This window comes from Pseudomonas sp. R32, assembly GCF_009866705.1.
In the GTDB taxonomy this organism is placed as follows: Bacteria; Pseudomonadota; Gammaproteobacteria; order Pseudomonadales; family Pseudomonadaceae; genus Aquipseudomonas; species Aquipseudomonas donghuensis.
The window spans coordinates 2,654,136-2,676,021 of record NZ_CP019396.1; the positions used below are offsets into that span (position 1 = coordinate 2,654,136).

The 21,886-nt window shown below is 59.9% G+C and carries 26 protein-coding genes; 23 read left to right on the plus strand and 3 right to left on the minus strand.

What is annotated here, in order from left to right:
- The 11 genes from PspR32_RS12500 (at position 1) to PspR32_RS26255 (ending at position 8,670) form a co-directional block, all read left to right on the plus strand.
- Entirely contained in the window at positions 1-426 is a 426-nt protein-coding gene (locus PspR32_RS12500) for an HK97 gp10 family phage protein (protein ID WP_159389377.1), read from the plus strand.
- Complete coding sequence (locus tag PspR32_RS12505; RefSeq protein ID WP_159388595.1) at positions 423-851, plus strand: phage tail terminator-like protein; 429 nt, start codon at positions 423-425, stop codon at positions 849-851. The genes PspR32_RS12500 and PspR32_RS12505 overlap by 4 nt, the downstream gene beginning before the upstream one ends.
- A gap of 39 nt (positions 852-890) precedes the next feature.
- Complete coding sequence (locus tag PspR32_RS12510) at positions 891-1,550, plus strand: phage tail protein (protein WP_159388596.1); 660 nt, start codon at positions 891-893, stop codon at positions 1,548-1,550.
- A 9-nt stretch (positions 1,551-1,559) separates the two neighbouring features.
- Positions 1,560-1,943 (plus strand): phage tail assembly chaperone, encoded by a 384-nt coding sequence (locus tag PspR32_RS12515; RefSeq protein ID WP_159388597.1) that lies wholly within the window; start codon positions 1,560-1,562, stop codon positions 1,941-1,943.
- 56 nt (positions 1,944-1,999) lie between these two features.
- Entirely contained in the window at positions 2,000-2,257 is a 258-nt protein-coding gene (locus PspR32_RS12520; RefSeq protein ID WP_159388598.1) for a DUF1799 domain-containing protein, read from the plus strand.
- Positions 2,258-2,440: 183 nt separating this feature from the next.
- The gene (locus tag PspR32_RS12525) at positions 2,441-2,887 is read left to right on the plus strand and encodes a hypothetical protein (protein ID WP_159388599.1); all 447 of its coding nucleotides are present in this window, start codon (positions 2,441-2,443) and stop codon (positions 2,885-2,887) included.
- A 70-nt stretch (positions 2,888-2,957) separates the two neighbouring features.
- Positions 2,958-6,353: a phage tail tape measure protein gene (locus PspR32_RS12530; protein ID WP_159388600.1), complete on the plus strand. Its 3,396-nt coding sequence runs from the start codon at positions 2,958-2,960 to the stop codon at positions 6,351-6,353.
- Complete coding sequence (locus PspR32_RS12535) at positions 6,353-6,691, plus strand: phage tail protein (protein ID WP_159388601.1); 339 nt, start codon at positions 6,353-6,355, stop codon at positions 6,689-6,691. Before PspR32_RS12530 ends, PspR32_RS12535 begins: the two co-directional genes overlap by 1 nt.
- A gap of 8 nt (positions 6,692-6,699) precedes the next feature.
- Positions 6,700-7,452 carry a phage minor tail protein L gene (locus tag PspR32_RS12540; RefSeq protein ID WP_159388602.1) on the plus strand — a complete coding sequence of 251 codons (753 nt, stop codon included), beginning with the start codon at positions 6,700-6,702 and terminating at the stop codon, positions 7,450-7,452.
- A gap of 2 nt (positions 7,453-7,454) precedes the next feature.
- Positions 7,455-8,210 (plus strand): C40 family peptidase, encoded by a 756-nt coding sequence (locus tag PspR32_RS12545; protein WP_159388603.1) that lies wholly within the window; start codon positions 7,455-7,457, stop codon positions 8,208-8,210.
- A 25-nt stretch (positions 8,211-8,235) separates the two neighbouring features.
- Complete coding sequence (locus PspR32_RS26255) at positions 8,236-8,670, plus strand: hypothetical protein (protein WP_178114659.1); 435 nt, start codon at positions 8,236-8,238, stop codon at positions 8,668-8,670.
- On the opposite strand, the gene PspR32_RS12555 is transcribed toward PspR32_RS26255, so the two are convergent.
- A complete protein-coding gene (locus PspR32_RS12555; protein ID WP_159388604.1) occupies positions 8,663-8,917 on the minus strand; it encodes a hypothetical protein in 255 nt (84 codons plus the stop codon). The genes PspR32_RS26255 and PspR32_RS12555 overlap by 8 nt on opposite strands.
- A gap of 178 nt (positions 8,918-9,095) precedes the next feature.
- On the opposite strand from PspR32_RS12555, the gene PspR32_RS12560 reads away from it, so the two are divergent.
- From PspR32_RS12560 to PspR32_RS12600, 9 genes are all read left to right on the plus strand, one after another.
- A complete protein-coding gene (locus PspR32_RS12560) occupies positions 9,096-9,515 on the plus strand; it encodes a hypothetical protein (protein WP_159388605.1) in 420 nt (139 codons plus the stop codon).
- Positions 9,516-9,613: 98 nt separating this feature from the next.
- Complete coding sequence (locus PspR32_RS12565) at positions 9,614-10,042, plus strand: hypothetical protein (protein ID WP_159388606.1); 429 nt, start codon at positions 9,614-9,616, stop codon at positions 10,040-10,042.
- A gap of 55 nt (positions 10,043-10,097) precedes the next feature.
- Entirely contained in the window at positions 10,098-10,709 is a 612-nt protein-coding gene (locus tag PspR32_RS12570) for a tail assembly protein (protein WP_159388607.1), read from the plus strand.
- Between the two features lie 257 nt (positions 10,710-10,966).
- Positions 10,967-11,464 (plus strand): KilA-N domain-containing protein, encoded by a 498-nt coding sequence (locus PspR32_RS12575; protein WP_159388608.1) that lies wholly within the window; start codon positions 10,967-10,969, stop codon positions 11,462-11,464.
- A gap of 58 nt (positions 11,465-11,522) precedes the next feature.
- Positions 11,523-15,368 carry a phage tail protein gene (locus PspR32_RS12580; protein ID WP_159388609.1) on the plus strand — a complete coding sequence of 1,282 codons (3,846 nt, stop codon included), beginning with the start codon at positions 11,523-11,525 and terminating at the stop codon, positions 15,366-15,368.
- Positions 15,368-16,432, plus strand: coding sequence for a hypothetical protein (locus PspR32_RS12585; RefSeq protein WP_159388610.1), 1,065 nt, complete (start codon positions 15,368-15,370; stop codon positions 16,430-16,432). The genes PspR32_RS12580 and PspR32_RS12585 overlap by 1 nt, the downstream gene beginning before the upstream one ends.
- A gap of 18 nt (positions 16,433-16,450) precedes the next feature.
- Entirely contained in the window at positions 16,451-17,701 is a 1,251-nt protein-coding gene (locus PspR32_RS12590; RefSeq protein WP_159388611.1) for a phage tail fiber protein, read from the plus strand.
- Positions 17,702-17,760: 59 nt separating this feature from the next.
- The gene (locus PspR32_RS12595) at positions 17,761-18,384 is read left to right on the plus strand and encodes a glycoside hydrolase family 19 protein (RefSeq protein ID WP_159388612.1); all 624 of its coding nucleotides are present in this window, start codon (positions 17,761-17,763) and stop codon (positions 18,382-18,384) included.
- The gene (locus tag PspR32_RS12600; RefSeq protein ID WP_232531849.1) at positions 18,381-18,764 is read left to right on the plus strand and encodes a hypothetical protein; all 384 of its coding nucleotides are present in this window, start codon (positions 18,381-18,383) and stop codon (positions 18,762-18,764) included. Before PspR32_RS12595 ends, PspR32_RS12600 begins: the two co-directional genes overlap by 4 nt.
- 403 nt (positions 18,765-19,167) lie before the next feature.
- On the opposite strand, the gene PspR32_RS12605 is transcribed toward PspR32_RS12600, so the two are convergent.
- Complete coding sequence (locus PspR32_RS12605) at positions 19,168-19,467, minus strand: hypothetical protein (RefSeq protein ID WP_159388613.1); 300 nt, start codon at positions 19,465-19,467, stop codon at positions 19,168-19,170.
- 208 nt (positions 19,468-19,675) lie between these two features.
- On the opposite strand from PspR32_RS12605, the gene PspR32_RS12610 reads away from it, so the two are divergent.
- A complete protein-coding gene (locus PspR32_RS12610) occupies positions 19,676-19,885 on the plus strand; it encodes a hypothetical protein (protein WP_159388614.1) in 210 nt (69 codons plus the stop codon).
- A gap of 57 nt (positions 19,886-19,942) precedes the next feature.
- On the opposite strand, the gene PspR32_RS12615 is transcribed toward PspR32_RS12610, so the two are convergent.
- The gene (locus tag PspR32_RS12615; protein ID WP_159388615.1) at positions 19,943-20,281 is read right to left on the minus strand and encodes a hypothetical protein; all 339 of its coding nucleotides are present in this window, start codon (positions 20,279-20,281) and stop codon (positions 19,943-19,945) included.
- Positions 20,282-20,887: 606 nt separating this feature from the next.
- On the opposite strand from PspR32_RS12615, the gene PspR32_RS12620 reads away from it, so the two are divergent.
- Together PspR32_RS12620 and PspR32_RS12625 are read left to right on the plus strand one after the other, a co-directional pair.
- Positions 20,888-21,301 (plus strand): hypothetical protein, encoded by a 414-nt coding sequence (locus tag PspR32_RS12620; protein ID WP_159388616.1) that lies wholly within the window; start codon positions 20,888-20,890, stop codon positions 21,299-21,301.
- A gap of 371 nt (positions 21,302-21,672) precedes the next feature.
- Positions 21,673-21,882, plus strand: coding sequence for a hypothetical protein (locus tag PspR32_RS12625; RefSeq protein ID WP_159388617.1), 210 nt, complete (start codon positions 21,673-21,675; stop codon positions 21,880-21,882).
- The last annotated feature ends 4 nt before the right edge of the window (positions 21,883-21,886 follow it).

Sequence of the window (21,886 nt, forward strand, 5' to 3'; positions counted from 1 at the left end):
ATGAAAGAGCGGTACGGCGGACAGTCCGGCAGTTTCGCTCTTAGCCTCGCCGAGTTTGCCCAGCAGGCCACCGAGGCTATCGACGCGAGCTTGCGTGAGATCGTCATCGAGCTGGGCGGTTCGCTGATCCGGATGTCGCCAGTTGATACCGGGCGATTCCGGGGCAACTGGCAGTTCAGCGTCGACACGCCGGCCAGCGGCACGCTTGACGAGGCGGACCCTTCAGGATCCGCAGCCACGGCGCGCTTGATTGGTGACTCCATCGCTTTCCGCGCCGGCGAATCAGCCTTCATCGTCAACAATCTGCCCTATGCCATACCGCTGGAGTTCGGTCACTCCGACCAGTCCCCGGGCGGAATGGTCAGGATCACCGTCGCTCGCTTTCAGCAGATCGTGCTGGAGGCCATCAGGAACAACCAGGTATGAGCCACGCACGCGCACGCCAGGCCATTGAGATCAAGCTGGCGGCCTGGGCAGCTGCGCGCCCGATCCGGGTTGCGCACATGGAGGAGGACTTCGAGGCCGCTCCGGGCGAAACCTACCTCCGGGCCTTCCTACTGCCGGCCAGCACCACGACCCGCTACTTGGCTGCTGAGGCCTATGAGTACCGGGGCATCTACCAGATCAGCATCATCTGCCCGGCGGGCCAAGCCCTGGCTACTGCCGAGGCCTTGGTCGACGAGCTGAGCACACTGTTCCGCGTCGACACCGAGCTCAGCCGCAACGGCTTCGAAGGCTTGATCGTCGAGCCGCTGGAGCAGGGGCCCACCATCACCGAGCCGGCGACCTACACGGTCCCGACCAGCTTCACCTACCAGGGTGTCGCAGACCAACCGCCCGCTGGGGCATAACCAACCGCCGCCCGGCGGGCATCAATGAGGAAATACACCATGGCCGCACGCTTCCCGCTGCCGAACGGAGCTACGCTCGAGATCGCCAGAGTCATTGGCGCCGCCGTAGCGTTCACGGCACTCACCAACGCAAAGCCGCCGGTGGCGACCGCTGCCGGTCACACTATCCAGAACGGCGACGTTCTGCTGGTCAACTCCGGCTGGGCACTCATCAGCGACCGCGCCGTTAAGGCCTCAAACGTCGCCGATGACGCGTTCTCTCTGGCTGGTCTCGATACCAGCGACGCAGAAAAATTCACCGCAGGCGCGGGCGTGGGTTCCGTGTACCCGGTTTCCGACTGGGTTCAGATCTCGAAGGTCACGTCGTTCAACTCGGCCGGTGGTGAGCAGCAGTATGCGACCGTCGGCTATCTGGAAGATGACGACGACAAGCAGTTCCCCACCAACCGCAACCCGACCACCTTGTCGATAGTGGTGGAGGACCAACCTGCCGCCCCTTACGTGCAGGCTGTAGAGGGTTACGACGCCTCCAAAGAGCTCGCGGTGATCCGTATGAAGCTCCGCAACGGTGACCAGATCCTGTACCCAGGCTACGTCAGCATCACCCCTGATCCGACCATGGAGCGGAACAACGTCATGACCCGAACCATCAGCGTCGGTCTGTCTGCTCGTTCGCTTCGTTACCTGGCTGGCGCGTAAGGAGTTCCCATGGCAAAGATCAAAATCGCGCAGAACCCAACGTTCGGCGCAGCTGTACAGCTTCCACGGGTGGGCTCCGATCCAGTGGAGGTTGGGTTCGAGTTTCGCTACTTGGACCGTATCGCGCTATCCGAGATGTTCGATCACTGGAACAAAGCGCGTGACGCCTGGGCGGAGAAGGCGAAGGAAGAGGGTGTCAGCTGGAAGGACGCCACCACCGCCGAAATCGAGCTTCAGGCTGAGCAGCTGAAGGACATCGTGGTTGGCTGGGATCTCGACGACAAGTTCAGCGACGACGCCATCCTCGATCTGGTGCGAACCTGCACTGGTGCGCCAAAAGCTGTCATCGACGCCTTCCAGAACGCCTATAACCCGGCACGCCTGGGAAACTGAGGGCGGCGGCCCGCGCCTGCTATGAGCGCGGCCCATCCGCCGAGCAGCTAGCGGCCTTGGGGCTTACGCCAGACGACATCGATGAGGAAGAGGTAGAGGTCTGGCCGGACGCCTGGCCAGCCTTCCGCCTGCTCGAAGCGATGTCCACCCAATGGCGGACGGGCATAGGCGGTGTTTCAGGCCTGGACTACTCGATCATCCCGCTCACCGCCTCGATGCTCGGCATCAAGCGCTGCGACCTTCCAGACATTTTTCCCGATCTCCGTGTAATGGAGGCCGAGGCTCTGGCCGTCATGGCTGAGTCAGTGGCGTAGGGCAGCGAATGATGCGGCGAGATGGCAGGAGGTTGTTACGTGAGCAGTTGGGCGAAGTAAAAGCTGACGGCGCCGATCACGGCTTGGTAAGTTCCCAAGGAGCATTTCTGGGCATACATAGGTGCAGAATTGGTTCTCCTTATCTTAGAATGCATGTTTCCCGCCTCTCAAAGGAATGAAATCGTGGTGAGCAACAACGCCATCTGCTGCCCGCAATGCCAGGGTCAGCAGGTACAGCTCTTGTCCGTCATCCATGCCGCTGGGACTTCCCGCATTCATACAACTCACCAAGCGCAATCCGGAATCGGACCGCGCGTAACTGTCGAGACCACCGGCCGGCATCAGACCGATTTGGCCGCTAGCGTCGGTCCACCCCCAGGTAAGCGCTTGCTGGGACCCGTAATCCTCACAGGGGTTGGCGCTATTATCCTGTACGACGGCCTCAAGCTGATGAACTCGTATTGGGGCGTCGATTGGAGCAGGTTCTTCATTGGCGTGACATTCATCGCCATTGGTGTGGTCGGGTTTGTGCGTCACTGGAAGTTCAACGTCGCTCAGTATGACAAGTTGGAAGAGTGGCGCCGTACTTGGATGTGCCATTCCTGCGGTACCAGATTTCAGCCCTCTTAACTCATGCAGTTCTCAAACAATACCTAAGCCCGCCTAGTGCGGGCTTTTTGTTGCCTGCCTGGAGCAGATCATGACAACGATTGCCTCCCTTGGCCTGCGGATCGACTCCGGCGATGCTGTCGAGGCTGCAAACGACCTCGACAAGCTGGCAGACGCAGGCAAGCGTAGCGAGGAATCGGCGGGCAAGACCGGGCGCGCCTGGGAATCAGCGCTGAGCGGGATGCACGGTGATACCCGGCAGATTGTTCAGGAGCTGCAGGCCCTCAACGCCAAGCAGGCTGAGCTGGCCCAGCAAATGATCACCGTTGGGCGCGCGGTTACCTCAGCATCGACGGCATTCAGCAGTGCCGCGGCGAACATGGTCGCCTTCCGGGCTGGCGCCGACCAGGCCGGCCAGGCCCAGGTCACGCTTTCCGCTGTCACTGAAGCTGCAGAGCAATCTGGGCGCAGGGCGGCTGAAACAGCAGCACAGCAGGAGGCAAGACTGCTGGCTGTGGCCAAGTCGTCGCTGGAAGCGAGTACGTATGTGCAGTCTCTCAACAGCGCGATGGCCCGTACTGCCGAAGTGACAGGCCAGGCAAACGCCGTGTTGGGTGACAATGCGTCCCGCCAAGCGGCAATTGCTTCCCGGGCACAGGCGATCATTGCGAACGAAGAACGATTGGCTGCTTCGGCAAAGTCCACCGCCGCTGCTCAGCGGGATGAAGTCAAAGCACTCGATGAGCTACTCGGCAAGATTGATCCTACGGTTGCAGCGCTGGGTCGACTGGACGAAATGGAGAAGCGACTTTCTGGGTACCAGAAGAAAGGGCTTCTCGATCCAGAATCCTTTAATCAGTACCAATCCAAGATCGACGAGGCGCGAGCAGGGCTCACGCGATTTGACGACTCGCTGACCCGGACTGGGAACACTGCCAAGCAGAATGCCGCGGCGCTCCGTGGGGTGCCAGCGCAGTTCACTGACATCTTCGTTTCTCTGCAGGGCGGCCAGGCACCGCTGACTGTGCTGCTGCAGCAGGGCGGCCAGCTCAAGGATATGTTCGGCGGTATCGCGCCGGCGGCGAAGGCCCTGGGCGGCTATGTGCTTGGCCTGGTCAACCCGTTCACCGTGGCTGCAGCTGCAGCCGGTGCGCTGGCCTTGGCCTACTACAAGGGCAGCCAGGAGGCCGACGAGTACAACAAGGCGATCATCTTCACCGGTAACGCCGCAGGCACCAGCGCTGATCAGCTGGCGTCCATGGCTCAGCAGGTCAGCGCCACCATCGGCACTACCGGCGCTGCAGCTGAAGTGCTGGCCAAGCTCGCCGGTAGCGGAAAAATCGCTAGCGGCAGCTTCGAGGTGATCGCTGAGGCTGCGCTCAGCATGGAAAAGGCCACGGGCCGCTCCATCGATGCAACGGTCGCCGAGTTCGCCAAGATCGCTAAAGACCCGGTTGCCGCCGCCAAGGAGTTGAACGACCAGTACAACTTCCTGACGGCGTCGGTCTACTCGCAAATCGTGGCCTTGAAGGAGCAGGGCGACACCATCGGCGCGGCCAAGCTGCTGACCGACACCTACGCCGACACCATCAGAACCAGGACTGGCGAGGTCACGGAAAACCTCGGCTTGATCGAAAGCGCCTGGAAAGGGATCAAGAGTGCGGCTGCTGAGGCTCTCGACGCCACGCTGAGTGTCGGTCGGGCTCAGACCTTGGAGCAGCAGGCGGAGGTGATTCGCCAGCGGCTGCAGACTAACCAGGGGCGTGGCGGGCGCGCCGCTGCCATGGGTATCGAGACCAGGGACACCGAGAATGACCAGAAGCAGCTTGCTTTCCTCGAAATGCAGATCGAGGCCGAGCGGTATCGGACCAAGTTCGTTGCAGATCGGGTACGGGTAGAGCGCGATGGGATCGATGCGGCTGCACGCCTCAAACAAATCAGCGATACGAATCTCACCAATGAAGAGAAACGCAACAAGCTGATCAAAGAGTACCGGCGGGATGTCGAGGCGCTGAGGAAGGCCAACCCGAACGACCCGTTGGTGCAGGCTGATGTGGTCGCCAAGACCATCCAGAACATCAAGGACAAGAACAAGGACCCGGCGGGCCGAGCCGCAGCGGTCAACCTGACGGGCTTCAATGACTCCAAGAACTCACTCGCGGCGATTCTCGCTGAGTACAAGAACGCTGAGAAGGAGCTGGATGCAGCCCAGAAGGCCGGCATCATCTCCCAGGAGTCGTATGCAGCCCAACGCGCGGCCATCGTCGAGCAGCAAAAGGACGAGGTGACCAACGCTTATCAGGCGGAGATCGCGGCGCTCGAAGCTGCCAAGGGCAAGGCCGACACCTCCGCCGCCCAGCGGGTCCAGCTGGACCAGAAGATCGCCGATGCCCGGGCCAACATGGTCAAGGCGCAGAAGGACGCTGATTCGGAGCTGGCGGTGCTGGCCACGAACGAGGAGGGCAGGCTGCGCAAGCAGGCCCAGGCGGTGCAGACCTACACCAGCGCGCTGGACCAGCAGGTGAAGGCTCTGCGCTTGCAGGGCCAGCGATCTGCCGAAGGCCTCGGCCTGGGCGACCGGCAACGCGGCCTGCAGGACCAGCAGAACGGCATCGCCGACCGGATCAACCAGCAGAAGCTGGACCTGGCCAACCAGTACGGTGACGGCTCCCGCGGTATGAGTCTCGATGAGTACAACCAGAAGCTCGCGGCGCTCGACAAAACCCAGCGCGACCTGCAGGAAACTGCGATTGCCAACTACAACGACATGACCGCTGCCCAGGGCAGTTGGAGCGCCGGCGCATCGTCGGCCTTCCAGAACTACCTGGAGTCGGCCAGGGATGTAGCCGGACAAACCAAGAGCCTATTCACCAACGCCTTTAGCTCGATGGAAGACGCCGTCGCGAACTTCGCCATATCGGGCAAGTTCTCGTTCGCCGACTTCACCAAGTCGATCCTGGCGGACATGGCGCGAATTGCCACGCGGCAGGCTGCCTCGGGGTTGCTGTCGAGCATCGCCGGCAGCGCGTTGGGCGCCTGGATCAGTGGCGGCAGCGCACCGACCTCGGCGGGCTCGACCCAGGCCGGCTACAGCCCGGAGATCATGGACAACTTCGTCTCTGGTCAACGTGCCGCCGGCGGTCCGGTAGCGGCGAACTCGCTCTACCAGGTCAACGAGCTGGGCCCGGAGCTGCTGAATCAGGGAGGGAAGACCTACCTGATGATGGGCGCTGAGGGCGGCACGATCACTCCACTTGGAGCGGGGCCAGCTTCAGTCACCGCTGCTGGCGGCGTGGGCGGCGGAGCGGTGATCCATGTGTCAGTGAAGATCGATGGTGACGGCAACGTCGGCTCTACAAGCGATACGGCTGGGCTCAAGCAGTTTGCTACGGAGATCGGCACGCTCATCGATCAAAAGTACCAACAACTGAGGGATAAGGATCTCCGCCAAGGTGGTCGCCTCAGCAACGCAATCAAGGGACGGTAATGGCTATTGAGACTTTCACCTGGCCTGTGCAAACCGGCGAGCAGGGCGACGTAACGTTTGCTGTACGCACCAAGCGATTTGGCGACGGCTATGAACAATCGGTCGGCGAGAGCCTGAACAACCGCTCCCAGTCATGGCCGGTCAGTTACACCGGCCAGAAGACCCGTGTTAAGCAGATCATGGACTTCCTTGATCGCCACAAGGGTTCGAAGGCGTTCCTCTGGACGCCGCCAATGGGAGAGCTGGGCCTATACAAGTGCGCCAGCTACAAGCCAAGCAACCGCGGCGGCATCGTGTACACGATCTCGGCGACCTTCACTCAAACATTCCACCCGTAGGCCCGCGTATGGCACTGATCAAAGACATACAGAAGCTGGATCCTGGCGAAGAGGTCATCCTGTTTGAGATCGACGGTAGTGAGTTCGGAGCCGATGTACTTCGGTTTCACGGACACGCTATCCCGCACACCCCTCAGGAGCTGGCAGCGGCAGGCGCGAACGCCGATCAGCTACCGGCCAAGTCGATCTTCTGGCAGGGCAACGAGTATGCGGCCTGGCCAGTGCAGATCGAAGGTATTGGGGCGGACAGCAACGGCTCTGCAACCCGGCCGACATTGTCCGCTGGAAACGTCAACGGCCGTATCACTGCGCTGTGCCTGTCGTTCGACGACCTGCTGAAGTTCCAGCTGACCGTGCGCGAGACCCTGGCCCAGTACCTGGATGCTGAGAACTTCGCGGGCGGTAATCCCGAAGCGGACCCGACCCAGGAAGCGCTCGAGATCTGGTACATCGACCAGAAGACCGGCGAAGACGGCGAGATGGTCGTGTGGGAGCTTTCTTCCCCGGGCGAGATTGACGGCTTTGGTCTGCCGGGCCGGCAGATGACCACCTTCTGCCACTGGGCCATGACCAACGGTTATCGGGGGCCTGACTGCAACTACACCGGCGCTGCCATGTTCGACGACGAGGACAACCCCACGGACGACCCCTCGAAGGACCAGTGCAAGGGCTGCCTCAGCTCCTGCAAGTTGCGCTTCGGCGAAACCAACGAGCTTTCCTTCGGTGGCTTCCCGGCCGTATCCCTGATCGCACGGAGCTGACCATGCATAAACACATCCTGGCCGCCGTGCAAGCGCACGCCGCGGCTGAGTACCCGCGCGAGTGTTGCGGGTTGATCCTGGCCGTAGGCCGCAAGCAGGTTTACGTGCCGTGCACCAACACTGCGAGCGACCCGGGCGAAGAGTTCCGGATCGCGCCGGAGGAGTACGCTGCTGCGGAAGACCAAGGCGAGGTGATAGGAATCGTCCATTCTCACCCTGATGCTACATCCAGGCCATCACCTCGCGACCTGGCCATGTGCGAAGCCACCGCGTTGCCTTGGCACATCCTTTCCTGGCCTGAAGGCGACCTGCGCACCATTACCCCAAGCGGCAGCACGCCGCTGCTGGGCCGGCCATTCGTGCACGGCGCTTGGGACTGCTGGCAGGCCTGCGCGGACTGGTATCAGCGGGAGTGGGGGCTGGAGTTCCCGGCCTACGCCCGAGAGGACGGTTGGTGGGAACAGGCCGCCGGGCCCAGCCTGTACGAGCAGGCGTACGAGGCTGCGGGCTTCTACCATGTCGACCGACCACAGCGCGGCGACATGATCGTCATGGAGGTGGGGCGCACGGCGCACCCGAACCATGCTGGGATTTACCTGGGCGCCGACCCGCAACTGCCAGACGAGCAGGTCCAGGTGTTCGGGCAGGGACCATTCCTGCTGCACCACCTGTACGGCAGGCCATCAGAAATCATCGTGTTCGGCGGGCCTTGGCTTGCCCGGACACGCCTTGTGTTGCGTCATCGGGACGCGAAGTGAAGCGGCCAGACCGCGGGAGATGAAAATGCAGCGTTACATGCTGACGATTTTGGACTTGTTCTCGAAGAAAGGGAGCGACGTATGCGGCGCCCAGGCCGTTATCGCGATCATGGATGGCGAACAGGAGGTCGACCGCTTCACCATCAGCGGCAAATGGCAGAGTCCGAGCGGCTACCGCAGGAGCTACACGGGTAAGTCCGGCCTAACCGCGCTGTTACTGTCCGGTCCAGATGGACTCAGCTATGTCTGGGATAGAGACGAGGCTGATCCGTATCGGCCGGTCATTGCGTGGCGCCGTCGACTGAGCAATCCACCTGGTCGTGAGCCCCTCGAGGTGGACGTGCAGGATGGGCGCGCTGATTATTTGCTCAGCGGCCCATATAATCTTGCCGAAGGTGGCAAGATTGAGGTCATCAACGGCAAGCTGCTCTTCACTGGGGGCAGCTTCAAGGTCACCTGACGTTGCCGAACACTCGATCGAAGTTTCCATCTCCGAAATAGTTTAGGTTGTCGGCAAGAATCAGCGCGTACCCAGAACCAATGGCCTTGAGTTCATCGTAAATGGTGGCGAAGTCAGATTCAGAAAGAAAGGTAATAGCGCCGCACCCAACTGCTACTCCACGGTAGGCATGTTTCTCGGCAACGGGGATGTATTCTTCCTTTGTGGACACAATCACGTAAGGGAAAATCGTCTGTCCGGGGTTCACATCGACCTCCTAGGTCATCATTGCCCCAATCCATGGGCTTTCCGGTAACGGACTGGGGCAGTTCGTTGGAGGCACAAAGCTACTACGCCGGCAGGTGGGGCTGGTACTGGCTTTCCATCCACACTGGATGGGCGGCCAGCAATGAGCTAAGTTGTTGGATCTTCTTAGGAGGGGACTCATGGACAGGCACACTATTCACTTAGAAATGTCGCACGATCATGCGCTTGCTGATGAACTCAATGCATTAGATCTGGAGTGCCGCTTTGATGACACCAAGTGGCCAGGGCGGTACGAGCTTCACATCATCAAAAAGGGGAATGAAAACTTAGGGTTTTGTGTGATCGCTCTAAATTGCTCCAGCCCAGAAGTAGCAAAGTTTTTCATATGCCCGGATTTTCGTAAAACAGGGCTGGCTGTAATCGCTGCGCACCGAGTATTCGAATACATTGAGCGCGAGCATGGCGCCACGTATTCGCTGCAAATTCGAGACAAAATAGACTGCCAAGAGTCAGTTTGGCGCTTCTGGTGCAACGCGTTACAAGGGCGATCGGCTACCCAATCGGGCCTAAATTTTTTGGTAGGCAATTGGGACCAGTGAACTGTTTCAGAACCCAGCACAGCCCCGCGCTGGGCTTTTTGCATCTGGCTGCCCGGCCAGGTCCGCGCTACAGTCACCCCTTTCAAGGGAGGGATCACATGCGAATTCTGATTGGGGCGGTGGCGGTGGCGCTGCTGGCGGGGTGCTCCACTTCTCCAGTGTCGCCGGAGCAAGCCACGCCAGTTCCTGCTGATCGGCTTGTTTCCTTCACTACCAAGCCGAAAGAGGCTTATGGCACAGTGATTGTGACTAGGGATACAGGGTGGATGGGCGGCGGCTGCTTTGTAGCCGTGCACATCGATGGAAAGGTTGCAGCGCGTATAGACACTGGTGAGGTGGCTCGATTCTATCTGCCAACTGGCGACCACCTGGTTGGCCTGGGCATCGATAAGCAGGGTGGCGGAATGTGCAGCTGGACGGACATGCTGAAGGAGCAGTCGGCCAGCTTGAAAGAAGGACAAGTAAAACGCTTCCGCATTGGGGGCGACTCGCAGGGCGGCCTGGACATCCGGCCAAGCTCTCTCTGATTTGAATTGACATCGCAGCCGCCTCCGGGCGGCTTTTTATTGCTTGGAGATTCGTATGGCAGCACTCGCAATTGAATACCAGCCCCTCACCACGATCCGCTTGTACGGATTCCTTAAGCAGTTTGGAAAAACTTATAGGCTGGCCGTGCGCACCCCAGCAGAGGCTATCAAAGCGCTCTGCGTTCAAATTCCGGGCTTTGAGCGTTTCCTTTCGAATGCGAAGTCGCGGGGGCTTGAGTTCGCTGTATTCAGGGGAAAGAAAGCCATTGGCGAAGACGAGCTCGGGTATGCCGGCGCAGGTGATATCCGAATCGCCCCTGTCGTTGTGGGTAGCAAGCGTGGAGGTCTGATGCAAACAATTGTGGGTGCTGTTCTGGTAGTCGCTGGTGCGGCAGTCAACTACTTTTCTGGCGGCTCATTTGCTTGGCTCGGGACCCCGATGATGCAGGTTGGCGTAGCGCTGGCGATTGGTGGCGTTGTGCAGATGCTCAGCCCCCAAGCCAAAGGCCTAAAGACCAGTGCCGCCCCTGAGAACACCCCGGGCTACGCCTTCGGCAGCGCCAAGAACACCACGGCCAGCGGAAACCCCGTACCGCTCTGCCTGGGGCGCAGGCGATGGGGCGGTGCGGTTATCAGTGCCGCGATCTACGCCGAAGACCAGATGTGATCTGTTGACTCTGTGAGCTTTTGGTCGTAGTTTTGAGCCATTGTGGACATTTTAGTAAGTAGGGCGCCTAAAGGCGCTTTTTTTGTGCCCATAGAAATGCCAAAGCCTCGGAAGCGTAACGTGCACCGGGGCTTTTTTGTGCCCGTGAATCCCTTTCGGGGTACCCGTGCAGGCTAGGTCAGATCAACCGAAAAGGGTCGGTTTTGCTCCGCCTACGCCCCTGCCTGCACACCTTCTACAGGCGGAAGGAGCTGCGCATGAACAACGTCATTCCGTTTCACTACGAAGGCCAGGCTGTTCGGTTCAACAGCGATGGCTGGATCAATGCGACCGATGTAGCCAAGCGCTACGGTAAGAAGCCTGCCGAATGGCTGCGCCTACCCGAGTCGGTCAAGTACATGGACGCGCTGGCCCGCCACTTAAATGTGGGGGAATCCCACCTTTTAGCTCGAAGCGCAAAGGGTCGAAGTGGCGGGACCTGGCTTCACCCAAAGCTGGCCGTCTCATTCGCCCGCTGGCTGAACGTGGATTTTGCCGTCTGGTGCGACCTCCATATCGATGCGCTCCTGCGCGGCGAACTCAACGAGAAGCAGCAGTTCGATCGTGCGTGTCGAGCCCTGGGCGACGCCCAACAAGTCGCCAGCCTCAGCGGTAAGGAGTTGGCCAGATATCGCTGGAAGAAGCCTGGCCTTATCCACCAGGTCGAATACTGGCGAGACCAGCTCCAGTTAACGCTGGGGCTGGACGCGGCCTAAACATCACGTAAGTCGAAGCGCCCGCCTAGAGCGGGCTTTTTTTCGCCTGGAGGAAAGCATGGGCGCAGCACAGAAACTGGACATCGTCGGCGCTAAGGGCGGTTCGGATAAGCCGAAACAGCCTACTGAGGCGCCGGACAGCCTTCGCTCGGTCGCCGTAGCAAAAATGCTGATCGCCGTGGGACAGGGGGAGTTCGAGGGCACGCCAACCGCCCGCGACATCTACCTGGACAGCACGCCGCTGGCCGATCCGACCGGCAACCTGAACTTCCCGAACGTGAAGTGGGAATGGCGCACCGGTTCGGTGGAACAGGGTCACATCCCAGGCATCCCGTCCATTGAGAACGAGATCAGCGAAAGCGTCGAGTTGCGCAGCGACAACGCCTACATCCGCGCTATCGACAGGTTGGACCTGTCTGCGATCCGCCTGCGCTTTGCCTGGCCAATGCTCCAGTCGATTGACGAAGGCGGCAACGTCAACGGCTACCGGATCGAGTATGCAGTGGACCTGGCCACCGACGGCGGCGCCTATCAGCAGGTGCTGCTGGAGGCTGTCGACGGCAAGACCACCAGCACTTACGAGCGTACCCGTCGCATCGATCTGCCGAAGGCCACCAGTGGTTGGCTGCTGCGCGTCCGCCGACTGACACCCAACCAGAACAACAACAAGATCGCCGACACGATGCAGATCGTCGGGCGCACTGAGGTGATCGACGCCAAGATTCGCTACCCCAACACCGCGCTGCTCTACATTGAGTTCTCGGCCGAGCAGTTCCGCAACATTCCGGCGGTCACTGTGGACTGTGATGCCCGCAAGTTCCAGGTGCCCAGCAACTACGACCCACGCACCAGGGTTTACACCGGGGTCTGGGACGGCACCTTCAAAGAGGCCTGGACCGATAACCCGGCCTGGCACACCTACGGCATCACCGTGAACGACCGCTTTGGCCTAGGCCGGCGCATCAAGCCCTGGCAGGTCGACAAGTGGGAGCTCTACCGGATCGCCCAGTACTGCGACCAGATGGTGCCGAACGGGAAGGGCGGCCAGGAGCCCCGCTTCATCTGCAACCTGAACCTGCAGAGCAAAGCCGACGCCTGGAGCCTGCTGCGCGATATTTCGGCGATCTACCGGGGTATGACTTACTGGGCGCAGGGGCAGGTGTACAGCCTGGCTGACATGCCGCGCGACACCGACTTCGACTTCGCCTACACCCGGGCGAACGTTATCGACGGCAAGTTCACCTACTCGAGCGCCTCGGAGCGCACGCGCTACAGCCGCGCCCTGATCAGCTACGACAACCCGGCGAACAGCTACGACACCGATGTCACCTCGGTGACCGACCAGAAGCTGCAGCGCCGCTACGGCGACAATGTGCTGGAGATCAGCGCGATCGGCTGCACTCGCGAATCGGAGGCCCAGCGCCGCGGTAAGTGGGCGCTGCTGACGAACTCGCGGGATCGTGGCATCACCTTCAAGGTCGGGCTCGATGGGCGCATCCCTCTGCCGGGCTATGTGATCCCGGTCGCGGACGAGCTGCTGGCGGGCCGGCCAATTGGTGGGCGCATCGCTGCAGTGTCCGGCCGCACCATCGGCTTGGACCGTGACACCCAGGCCAAGGCCGGCGACCGCTTGATCCTCAACCTGCCGGATGGCACCTGCCAGGCGCGTACCGTTCAATCGGTGAGCGGCCGGGCCGTAACCGTCACCACCGCCTATTCGGTGGCGCCTGAGCCCGAGCTGGTGTGGGCGCTCGATGCTGACGACCTGGCCGTGCCGCTGTACCGAGTGACCAGCGTGACCCGCCCAGAGCCTGGCGTGTTCGAGATCAGCGCGGTGCAGTACGACCCAAGCAAGTTCGCCCACATCGACACCGGCGCCCGCCTGGAAGAGCGGCCGATCAGCGTGATCCCGATCACCGTCGTTCCGCCGCCGGCGAGCGTGACCCTGACCTCGAACTATGCCGTGGACCAGGGTATCGCGGTCAGTACCATGACCATCGCCTGGTCGGCCGTGAATGGCGCCGTGGCCTACGACGTGGAGTGGCGCAAGGACAACGGCAACTGGATCAAGCTGCAGCGCACGGGTTCGACCTCGGTCGACGTGACTGGGATCTACGCCGGCGTCTACCTGGCCCGAGTGCGGGCGGTGAGCGCCTTCGATATCTCGTCGATCTGGAAGAGCTCCAGCCTCACGCAGCTGACCGGTAAGGCCGGCCTGCCGCCGGCGGTGTCGTTCCTGAACACCACGCCACTGGTCTATGGCATCAAGCTGGCCTGGGGCTTCCCTGCTGGCGCCGAGGACACCCAGCGGACGGAGATCTGGTACAGCAAGACCACCTCGCGCGACGACGCTATCAAGCTTGGCGACTTTTCCTACCCGCAGGCTGAGCACGAGATGCACGGCCTGGCCGCTGGCGTATCGTTCTTCTTCTGGGCGCGGTTGATCGACCGCACCGGCAACATCGGCCCGTGGTTTCCGGCTGACGTTGGAGTCAACGGCCAGTCCAGCGCTGACCAGAGCTTGTACGAGGAGTACTTCCGTGAGCAGATCGGTAGCGGTGCCCTCTACCCAGAGTTGCGCAAGGAGATCGAGAAAATCTCGGGCGATGGCCCAGGGTCGGTAAACGACCGCTTGGAGGAGGCCAAGCAGGAGCTCTATGACCGGATCGATCAGATCACTGATGCCCTGGCTTATGACCCAGCCAAGCCCTACGCCGCCGGCGACATCGTCCGCGACGGCCAGCACCTGTACCAGGCCAAGGTCGCAGTGCCAGTCGGCGCCGCGCCACCTGACCCGCTGTACTGGGCGGATATCGGCACCATCCTGCAGACGGCCAATGCTCTGGCGGCACAGGTCGAGCAGAACACCGCCGATATCAGCGAGATCGACGGCAAGGTGACGGCCACGGCCAGCCAGATGCAGGCGCTGCAGGCCGGACACAGGGACGACGACGGCGAAGGCGATCTTGCCGATGCCCTGGACAGCTACAACTCCAAGGCAGCGGCAGCCCAGCAGACGCGCGTTCAGGCGGCCAAGGACTTCGCCATGGCTGAACGCCTGACGACGCTCGACGCCCAGGTCGGGGACAACAAGGCAGGGCTCACCACGCTCGAGCAGGTGGTGGCCACCAACGAGCAGGCCAGCTCTTCGCGCCTTGACCAGATGAAGACCGAGGTTGACGGCAACGCCTCGCGCATTCAGCAGGTATCCGAAGCCCAGTCCACCACTGACGAAACCGTCGCGTCCATGCGGACCTCGGTCGAATCGGTGTACACCGCCGGGCGTGACGATTATGGGGAAGGGGATCTGCTAGGGGCACTGGATGCCTGGAACACCAGGGCGAAGTTCTCTTCGGAGACCAGGACCCTGGCCAATGCCGATCGCGCCTTGGCGATGAAGTCGGAAACGCTGGAGGCCTCGCTCAACGACACCACGGCGTCGGTACAGCAGGTCAGCCAGACGGTGGTCGATCTCAATGGCCGCGTGTCCGCGCAAACGACGATCAAGGCCCAGACGGTGGTTGGCGGCAAGACGGTGATGGCCGGCCTGGCCCTGGGCAGCAATGGGACCACATCGGAGATCCTGGCCTTTGCCCAGCGCTTTGCGATTGTCGACGAGGTCACCGGCCAGCTGATCACGCCGTTTGTTGTACAGAACGGTCAGGTGTTCATCAGCCAGGCGATCATCAATACAGCGTTCATCAAGGAGATCATTGCGGGCATGTCGATCCGATCAGCCGCGGTCAATAGCCAAGGGCTGCCTCTGCTGGAAATCAACTTCGCTGCCGGCACGTTTGTACTGCGCGGCCAGGATGCTGACGGCTCAACCCTGATTAATAACGGCGGCCTGTACGTGTACGACGCAGCGGGTCAAGAGCGCTTCGCTGGCGGGAGGCTGACCTGATGGCGGTTCAGTATGGAATGCGCACCAAGGATGCATCTGGCAGGGTGACCCTGGATACTTCTATCACCTCCATCCGGTCGCTGAAGATGATGACCATCACCGGCAATGGGCAATACAACCAGACGTTAGATGTACCTGAAATCACAGCTGAATCTTTCGTTGTGGTCGATGCGCTAATGGACCTCAAGGAAAACACGTGGACCCCTCAAGCATGGTGGACGCCGGGGCAGCTTCAGCTGCGAGCGGCTGGCGTGACTCAGTGGCAGCTGATGATCCTATCTCAAGGAAACGAGCCTTTCGCCAATAATGGTGATTACGGGGTAAGAACTTTTAATAACAATGTCAAGACCCAGATTGATTCGGTCAATAGAGTGCTCGGTATTCGATACAGTGGGGAGTTTGAGTTCGGGGTGTACTGGCGACCCGGAATGCAGGCGCAAATCATTCCGAGCTTCTTCTACAGGTTCCCGACGCCCATCACCACCTATGAGCGGCCAATGATTTTTCTGAATGCTGCCAATTACATGATGGTTGGAGGCTTCTATGTGGAAGGGTCGCCAGGCAATTGGACAGGCTGGGGAATCGTGCAATATGGAAATTACCACGCGCACCATGGGCTAGCCGTTTCTGATTACATGCAGATGAAGTGGTATTGCGCGACATACCAGTCTGATACAAGTGTGACCGGTATGTATGGCGCAACAGTGCGCGCTGCTGACGGCTCAAGGCTGTTTTCATCGACAGCCAATATTGCCACTTTGAACAGTCAGCCGACGGCAACGTCATTCTATAACGACGGTCAACCTATAGAATTGCCGGGTAACTATATTTCTTCATTTAGGATGCCCTGGACAGGGCAGCAGGGTGATTACGTACTTGCGAACGCGTTGTTCTCTTGTACAAACATTGTCCAGGGTTCCCAGCCCATCAAAACAAACTTCGGGGGATTCCTTCCAAATGACCGGACAGTCCTGAAGATGCATACATCAAACGCAGGCGGGGTAGATGCGGTCACGCCAAACGGTAGAACAGCATTCGCGTCTCGGCCACAACTCCCACTTTAATTATCTCGGAGCATCTCAATGCCTTGGTACAGATCCGGCACAGTTGCAATCGCGGCTGGTCAAAACACAGTAACCGGCATCGGCACCGCCTTCTCGGCCAACAGCCGTGTTGGCGATGCCTTCCAGGGTCCCGATGGCCGCTGGTATGAAGTCACCAACATTGCCAGCGCCGCGGTGCTGACCATTCTTCCTGCGTACCAGGGCGCGACCGTAGCCGGCGGCACCTATGCCCTGGCGCCCATGCAGGGCTACGTGAAAGAGTCGGCCGACCGCCTGCGGCAAACCATCGAGCAGTTCGGCGGCACGCTGGCGCTGTTCGGTGGCGCCACGGATGCCCCGACCCTGCTTGCCAATATCGGCGCCGCGGCGCGCGGGCCGAACAACGACATCACAGCGCTCAGCGGGCTGACCACTGCATTGAGTGTGGCGCAGGGTGGCACCGGTGGGAAAACGGCGGCAGCGGCACGTACTGGGCTCGGCCTGGGCACTGCAGCTACCGCAACCGTGGTGACCGGCAAGACCGATCCCACTGCCGGGCGCGTTATGACCACTGGCTACGCAGGTGTCGGCAGCTTCAACGGCAACACGCCTCCCGCACTCGGCAATATGGATGGCCTCTCGTTCGGCGGCCTTTTCAGCTTCAGCGTTCCGGGCTCGGCGCCGGCGTTCGCCTACGGCACCGCTGTCGTCACCTCTCACCCTGATGGCAGCTTTGGCTGCCTGGCTTGCAGCATCACCGATAGCCGCCTGGCGTACCGCAGCTACAACGCCGCCAGTGGTTTCTCAACCTGGGCCAACCTCTGGACCTCGGCCAACACCACCGTGGATGCCTCGGGCTTCATCAAGCGGGCCTCGCCGATCGCGCGCATCGCTGACGTGGCGGGTTCTTCCCGGGCCGATCTGCTGGACAGCTTCAACGCCTCGGGCGAGTGGGGCGCCTACAACGAGGAGGCCAACGGAATCGAGGTCACGCGCCTGGACACTGGTCGTTACCAGGTTACCGGCTCACTCGGCCTTGCTGCCTCCGGCTGGCAAGTGGGTAGCCCAACTGACCGCAACGGCGGCCGGCAGCTCGGCATTGCCACTGGCACCACCAACGAAGACGGCAGCGTCGTCGTGGAGCTGCGCAAGATCAAGTACGCCCTGAACGATGACGGCGAGCTGGAGCAGGTGGCTGGCGCCCTGATGGATGTTCCGGCAGAAAGCTGGATCGACGTTCGCCTGGATATGCCAGCCGCGCCGCCGGCAGAGGCTCAGGCTGAAGCCTGAACTCACAAGCAGCACCAGCCCCCGCCATCGAGCGGGTTTATTTTTGCCTGGAGAAACACATGCCCCCTTTGACCGAGCAGCAGTTGCTGCAGATCCTCCCGAACGCCCGCCCAGTCGCGGGCATTTTTTTGCCTGCACTGAACCGGGCCATGGCGCGCCACAAGATCGACAGCCCGGTGCGCATTGCCGCGTTCCTGGCCCAGGTCGGGCATGAGTCGGGCCAGCTGCGCAACCTGGTGGAGAACCTGAACTACAGCGCCGAGGCGCTGGTGCGCACCTGGCCCAGCCGATTCACCGCGACTTCAGCGGCCGCCTGCGCGCGGCAGCCGGAGAAGATCGCAAACATCGTGTACAGCGGGCGCATGGGAAACATCCGGCCCGGTGATGGCTGGCGGTACCGTGGCCGTGGCCTGATCCAGCTCACCAGCCGGTCGAATTATGCCGCCGCCGGCGCCGGCCTGGCCCTGCCGCTGGAGGACAACCCTGAGCTGCTCGAGCAGCCTGAGCACGCCGCCATGTCCGCCGCCTGGTGGTGGTCGACCCACGGTCTCAACGAGTTGGCCGACGCCGGCCGGCTCCAGGATATCGGCAGCGTGATCAACACCGGCAAGCCTGGCCGAGTGCCCCATGGCGCCGCTGAGCGGAAAGCGCTGTATGACCGCGCGTTGAAGGTGCTGGCGTGATCCCGGTGTCCGCCGGCGACGGTCGGTTGCTGGCATACCTACTTGCGGCACTGCTGCTGATCTGCCTGGGCGCCGCTATTGGTGTATGGCAGGCGGAACGGCATTACCGCCCTCTGCTCGATGGGGCGGGCAGTGATCTGGCTAGTTGCAGGTCCGCCCGGGGCAACCTTGAGGCCCTGGCCTCCGAGCAGGGGCTGAAGCTTGGCGCGCTGGTCCTGGCCGGGAACGAGCGCCAGGCCAGGGCAGAGCAGGCCTTGAAAGATGCCGACGCTGGTGCCCGGGCTAACTTCGAAGCGGCTAACCGCTTACAGCAGGAGTACACCGGCGGCGACCAATGCGCCGCGGCGTCATCAATCATCGACAAGGAATTGGGCCTTTGAACTACAAAGATGACTGCAAAATATTCCGGAAATTATTCCTACTTTTGGCCGGGGCGCTTTTGGGTGGTTGCGCCGGGGAGGTAGAGCCGGAGATCCACTACGTGCGAGTTGAGGTTCCGGTGCAAGTGCCCTGTCGTGTGCCAGATGTGGCAGAGCCCTCATGGGCAACTGCAGGCCTGAAAAAGACGGACGGCCTGGAGATGAAGGTCCGGGCATTATTGGCGGAGCGCCTACAACGAATCGGATATGAGCGACAGTTGGACGCTGCAGTTTCGGCATGTAGATGAACTGAAACATGGCTTGCGGCAAGACGTTTAGAACAAGATATACATACTTGCCCACAAATAAACCTTGCACGACACCTAAGGTTTATTTGTGGTATGCGAATGCAGCTGGTGTGGCGCTACTGTAGGGTTATGGATAAGGTGTCCAATCCTCCGGTGACTCGATATGAGGCCGTGTTTCCAGCTGGATCGTATGTTACGGTAACACCATCTTTTGTTTCGCCGCCATCCGCATGGATTATCGGATATACAACTGTTCCGACGGGAATTCCATATGACGCAAGATCAATTGTTTCTGATTGATCGATGGGGAAGCTTGAAGTGTATGGCGTGGTATTTCCATTGTATTCTACTGCAAATTTGATATCACAACCTGCCATGTTATCTACTGTGATTTGGGATGCCGTTTGCGTCGCCATTTTAAATCTCCTTTTATTGGCTGCCGCGACCAGCTTGTCGGGCTTTTTCAGAGTAGTCGAACTAGGAAATGCTACTATTGTACTCGCTATATCTTTTCGAGATCCGTGATGGTTCAATTCACTATATAACTGTGAAAATGCTGTCCTGCTACGGCCAGGCGTGTGAGGTGTTCTATACTGCACTAGTTCAAACAGGCGGAGCAGTAGCATGAAGAAGACACTGGCGGGCGTTATCGAGGCTGGTGAGCCGCTGATGCGGCAGGCCATCGATGCGCAGCGGCGCTACCATGCCGCCCAGGATTCAGGGCAGCCCGCCCAGGAAGTCGAGCGCCTGCGGCTGGAGGCTGAGTCGCTGTACCAGGCTGTCACCGAGTACCAGCTACGGTCTCTTGGAGGCGAGGGCGCGACACGTCACTGAACTTCTTAAACTCGCCTCAATGTAAGCGGGGGAGTGAGGCTTTACAGGTGGAACGTCTTATAGCTCTGCGGCCTCTCCGACTGCCTCTGGAGCCGCTTTGGACAAGGCCGGAGGAGACAGCTTTAAGTTGGTGAGGGTCAGCGAGTATGCGCTGGTGTCGTCGTCACTACGCCGCAGAGTCATCGAGAAAGCATTGCCTGACCAGCCCATCACTTCGCTCACGAACGAGTAACCGGTTTTTGTCTCGAGTCGGATCAGCTCTCGGCTACTCGGCTCTCCGTACTTTGCCACCAGCAAATCGCTTAACTGGTTCAGACCTTCAGCACTGCCCAAGACGTTTAGCTTTTCCAGCCTTGAGCCGGCCAGTGTGACTTCGACGATGTAGTTCCCTTTCAAACCTGTATGGGGAGCCTAGAGAATTCGGAAAAAATCGTACGCTAAGGTTTTCCGACCTGTCGTAACGGCCTGAATTTCCCGTCTTCCAGCTTGCGGCCCTGCCGCCAGACGTAACCGCCAGTCAGGTTGATGTGTTCCCAGCCTATATGTGTAATCGGGGGGTAAACCTGGGCGAGGGGGTGCCCTTTTTGATGGCCCACGGTAACTTTCGCGGCCCTAATCAATAATAGCAATGAGCCATTAGCACATCCGTCCTATATTGACGCTGCAGCAGGCCACACCCATCCTATTTGTCTGAACGGCCCTACGCGGCCGGGGACAATATCCCTCAAGGAACGAAATATCATGGCGATACCCTTCCCCTCCGCTAGGTGGCTGCTGATCCTGGAAATCCTATCCACACCGTGCCCAGATTGGGCCATGTTGTCGGTTCTACCTGACTGCCGCCCAGTTTGCGGCGAACCCGTCCCAGGCGATACGGGAAACACATGTTGTAGTGAATTAGCAAAATTGTATAATTATTGACGGCTGTTTTGTTAGGTGGCATAAGTGCGAGCGTCGTATAAGCACAAAGCTATTTATTAATAATGCCTTGAGGGAAATTAAGTGATTAAAAAAATCATACTGTTAGCCATGATGGCGACTACCATAGCATCTTGTGCCTCTGTTGGGGAGGATAAATATAGCGAAAAATATATACGATCCCACGTAATTGAAAACAAAACAACAAAGTCGGAAATACAATCAATTTACGGAACCCCTGACGAGCAGTTTGCCGGAAGCAATACTGGATCCTCATGGGTGTATCGTAAGCGAGATGGGTATAAATCCCTTGATTCGCTATCAAGCTTTATACCGGGAGCAGGTAGCGTGCTTAGCTCGGTTGGTATTGCCCAAAATAATGCAGAGGCAATAACTAGCATCTCAAACAAGGCTTCTGGCAATGCAGAGTTATCTGGAAATGTTTTGTCATTTAGTTTTGATGCTAAAAATGTAGTAATAAGTTGGGAATTACATTGACTCAACTCGATTGATAGACTCAAGTTTTAAGTGTTCTGGCTCAGAAGTGACCGCCTAGGCGGTCACTGAACCAATGCACAGGTTGGTAACGTTGCGAGCATGGCGATGGGCAAGCTGGATAACCCTACCACCATGACTGGCAACTATTCGGAATGGACCGCCCCTGGCACTCCGCCTCTTTCTTTCGACAGGCACTTCACCTACTCGATGACCTTTCTGCAGGCTGATTGCCCACCACCAAAGCAGTAAGGAACTGGCGTCGGGCATCTAACAATAGGTGCCCCTCACTTGAGCCCCCCCCTGGGTCGAACTCGAACGGTGGCACCGCAATAGGTCCTATACTGCGCTGATCAAACAGGTGGAGCAGTAGCGTGAAGAAGAACCTAGCGGGAGTTATCGAGGCGGGTGAGCCGCTGATTCAGCAGGTCATCGATGCGCTACGCCGCTACCATGCAGCCCAGGATGCCGGTCAACCAGCAAAGGAAGTCGAACGCCTGCGGCTAGAGGCCGAGTCCTTGTACCAGGCGGTCACTGAGTACCAGCTCCGAGCGCTTGGTGGACCGGCGCGCTCACTCCATTGAATAG

Bases quoted from the DNA above. Each gene is read 5' to 3' on its own strand.
- PspR32_RS12595 (WP_159388612.1), top strand. From the start codon at position 17,761: ATGCCCCCTTTGACCGAGCAGCAGTTGCTGCAGATCCTCCCGAACGCC.
- PspR32_RS12545 (WP_159388603.1), top strand. From the start codon at position 7,455: ATGCATAAACACATCCTGGCCGCCGTGCAAGCGCACGCCGCGGCTGAG.
- PspR32_RS12580 (WP_159388609.1), top strand. From the start codon at position 11,523: ATGGGCGCAGCACAGAAACTGGACATCGTCGGCGCTAAGGGCGGTTCG.
- PspR32_RS12585 (WP_159388610.1), top strand. From the start codon at position 15,368: ATGGCGGTTCAGTATGGAATGCGCACCAAGGATGCATCTGGCAGGGTG.
- PspR32_RS12560 (WP_159388605.1), top strand. From the start codon at position 9,096: ATGGACAGGCACACTATTCACTTAGAAATGTCGCACGATCATGCGCTT.
- PspR32_RS12500 (WP_159389377.1), top strand. From the start codon at position 1: ATGAAAGAGCGGTACGGCGGACAGTCCGGCAGTTTCGCTCTTAGCCTC.
- PspR32_RS12535 (WP_159388601.1), top strand. From the start codon at position 6,353: ATGGCTATTGAGACTTTCACCTGGCCTGTGCAAACCGGCGAGCAGGGC.
- PspR32_RS12515 (WP_159388597.1), top strand. From the start codon at position 1,560: ATGGCAAAGATCAAAATCGCGCAGAACCCAACGTTCGGCGCAGCTGTA.
- PspR32_RS12610 (WP_159388614.1), top strand. From the start codon at position 19,676: ATGAAGAAGACACTGGCGGGCGTTATCGAGGCTGGTGAGCCGCTGATG.
- PspR32_RS12565 (WP_159388606.1), top strand. From the start codon at position 9,614: ATGCGAATTCTGATTGGGGCGGTGGCGGTGGCGCTGCTGGCGGGGTGC.
- PspR32_RS12505 (WP_159388595.1), top strand. From the start codon at position 423: ATGAGCCACGCACGCGCACGCCAGGCCATTGAGATCAAGCTGGCGGCC.
- PspR32_RS26255 (WP_178114659.1), top strand. From the start codon at position 8,236: ATGCAGCGTTACATGCTGACGATTTTGGACTTGTTCTCGAAGAAAGGG.
- PspR32_RS12575 (WP_159388608.1), top strand. From the start codon at position 10,967: ATGAACAACGTCATTCCGTTTCACTACGAAGGCCAGGCTGTTCGGTTC.
- PspR32_RS12590 (WP_159388611.1), top strand. From the start codon at position 16,451: ATGCCTTGGTACAGATCCGGCACAGTTGCAATCGCGGCTGGTCAAAAC.
- PspR32_RS12605 (WP_159388613.1), bottom strand. From the start codon at position 19,467: ATGGCGACGCAAACGGCATCCCAAATCACAGTAGATAACATGGCAGGT.
- PspR32_RS12540 (WP_159388602.1), top strand. From the start codon at position 6,700: ATGGCACTGATCAAAGACATACAGAAGCTGGATCCTGGCGAAGAGGTC.
- PspR32_RS12510 (WP_159388596.1), top strand. From the start codon at position 891: ATGGCCGCACGCTTCCCGCTGCCGAACGGAGCTACGCTCGAGATCGCC.
- PspR32_RS12570 (WP_159388607.1), top strand. From the start codon at position 10,098: ATGGCAGCACTCGCAATTGAATACCAGCCCCTCACCACGATCCGCTTG.
- PspR32_RS12530 (WP_159388600.1), top strand. From the start codon at position 2,958: ATGACAACGATTGCCTCCCTTGGCCTGCGGATCGACTCCGGCGATGCT.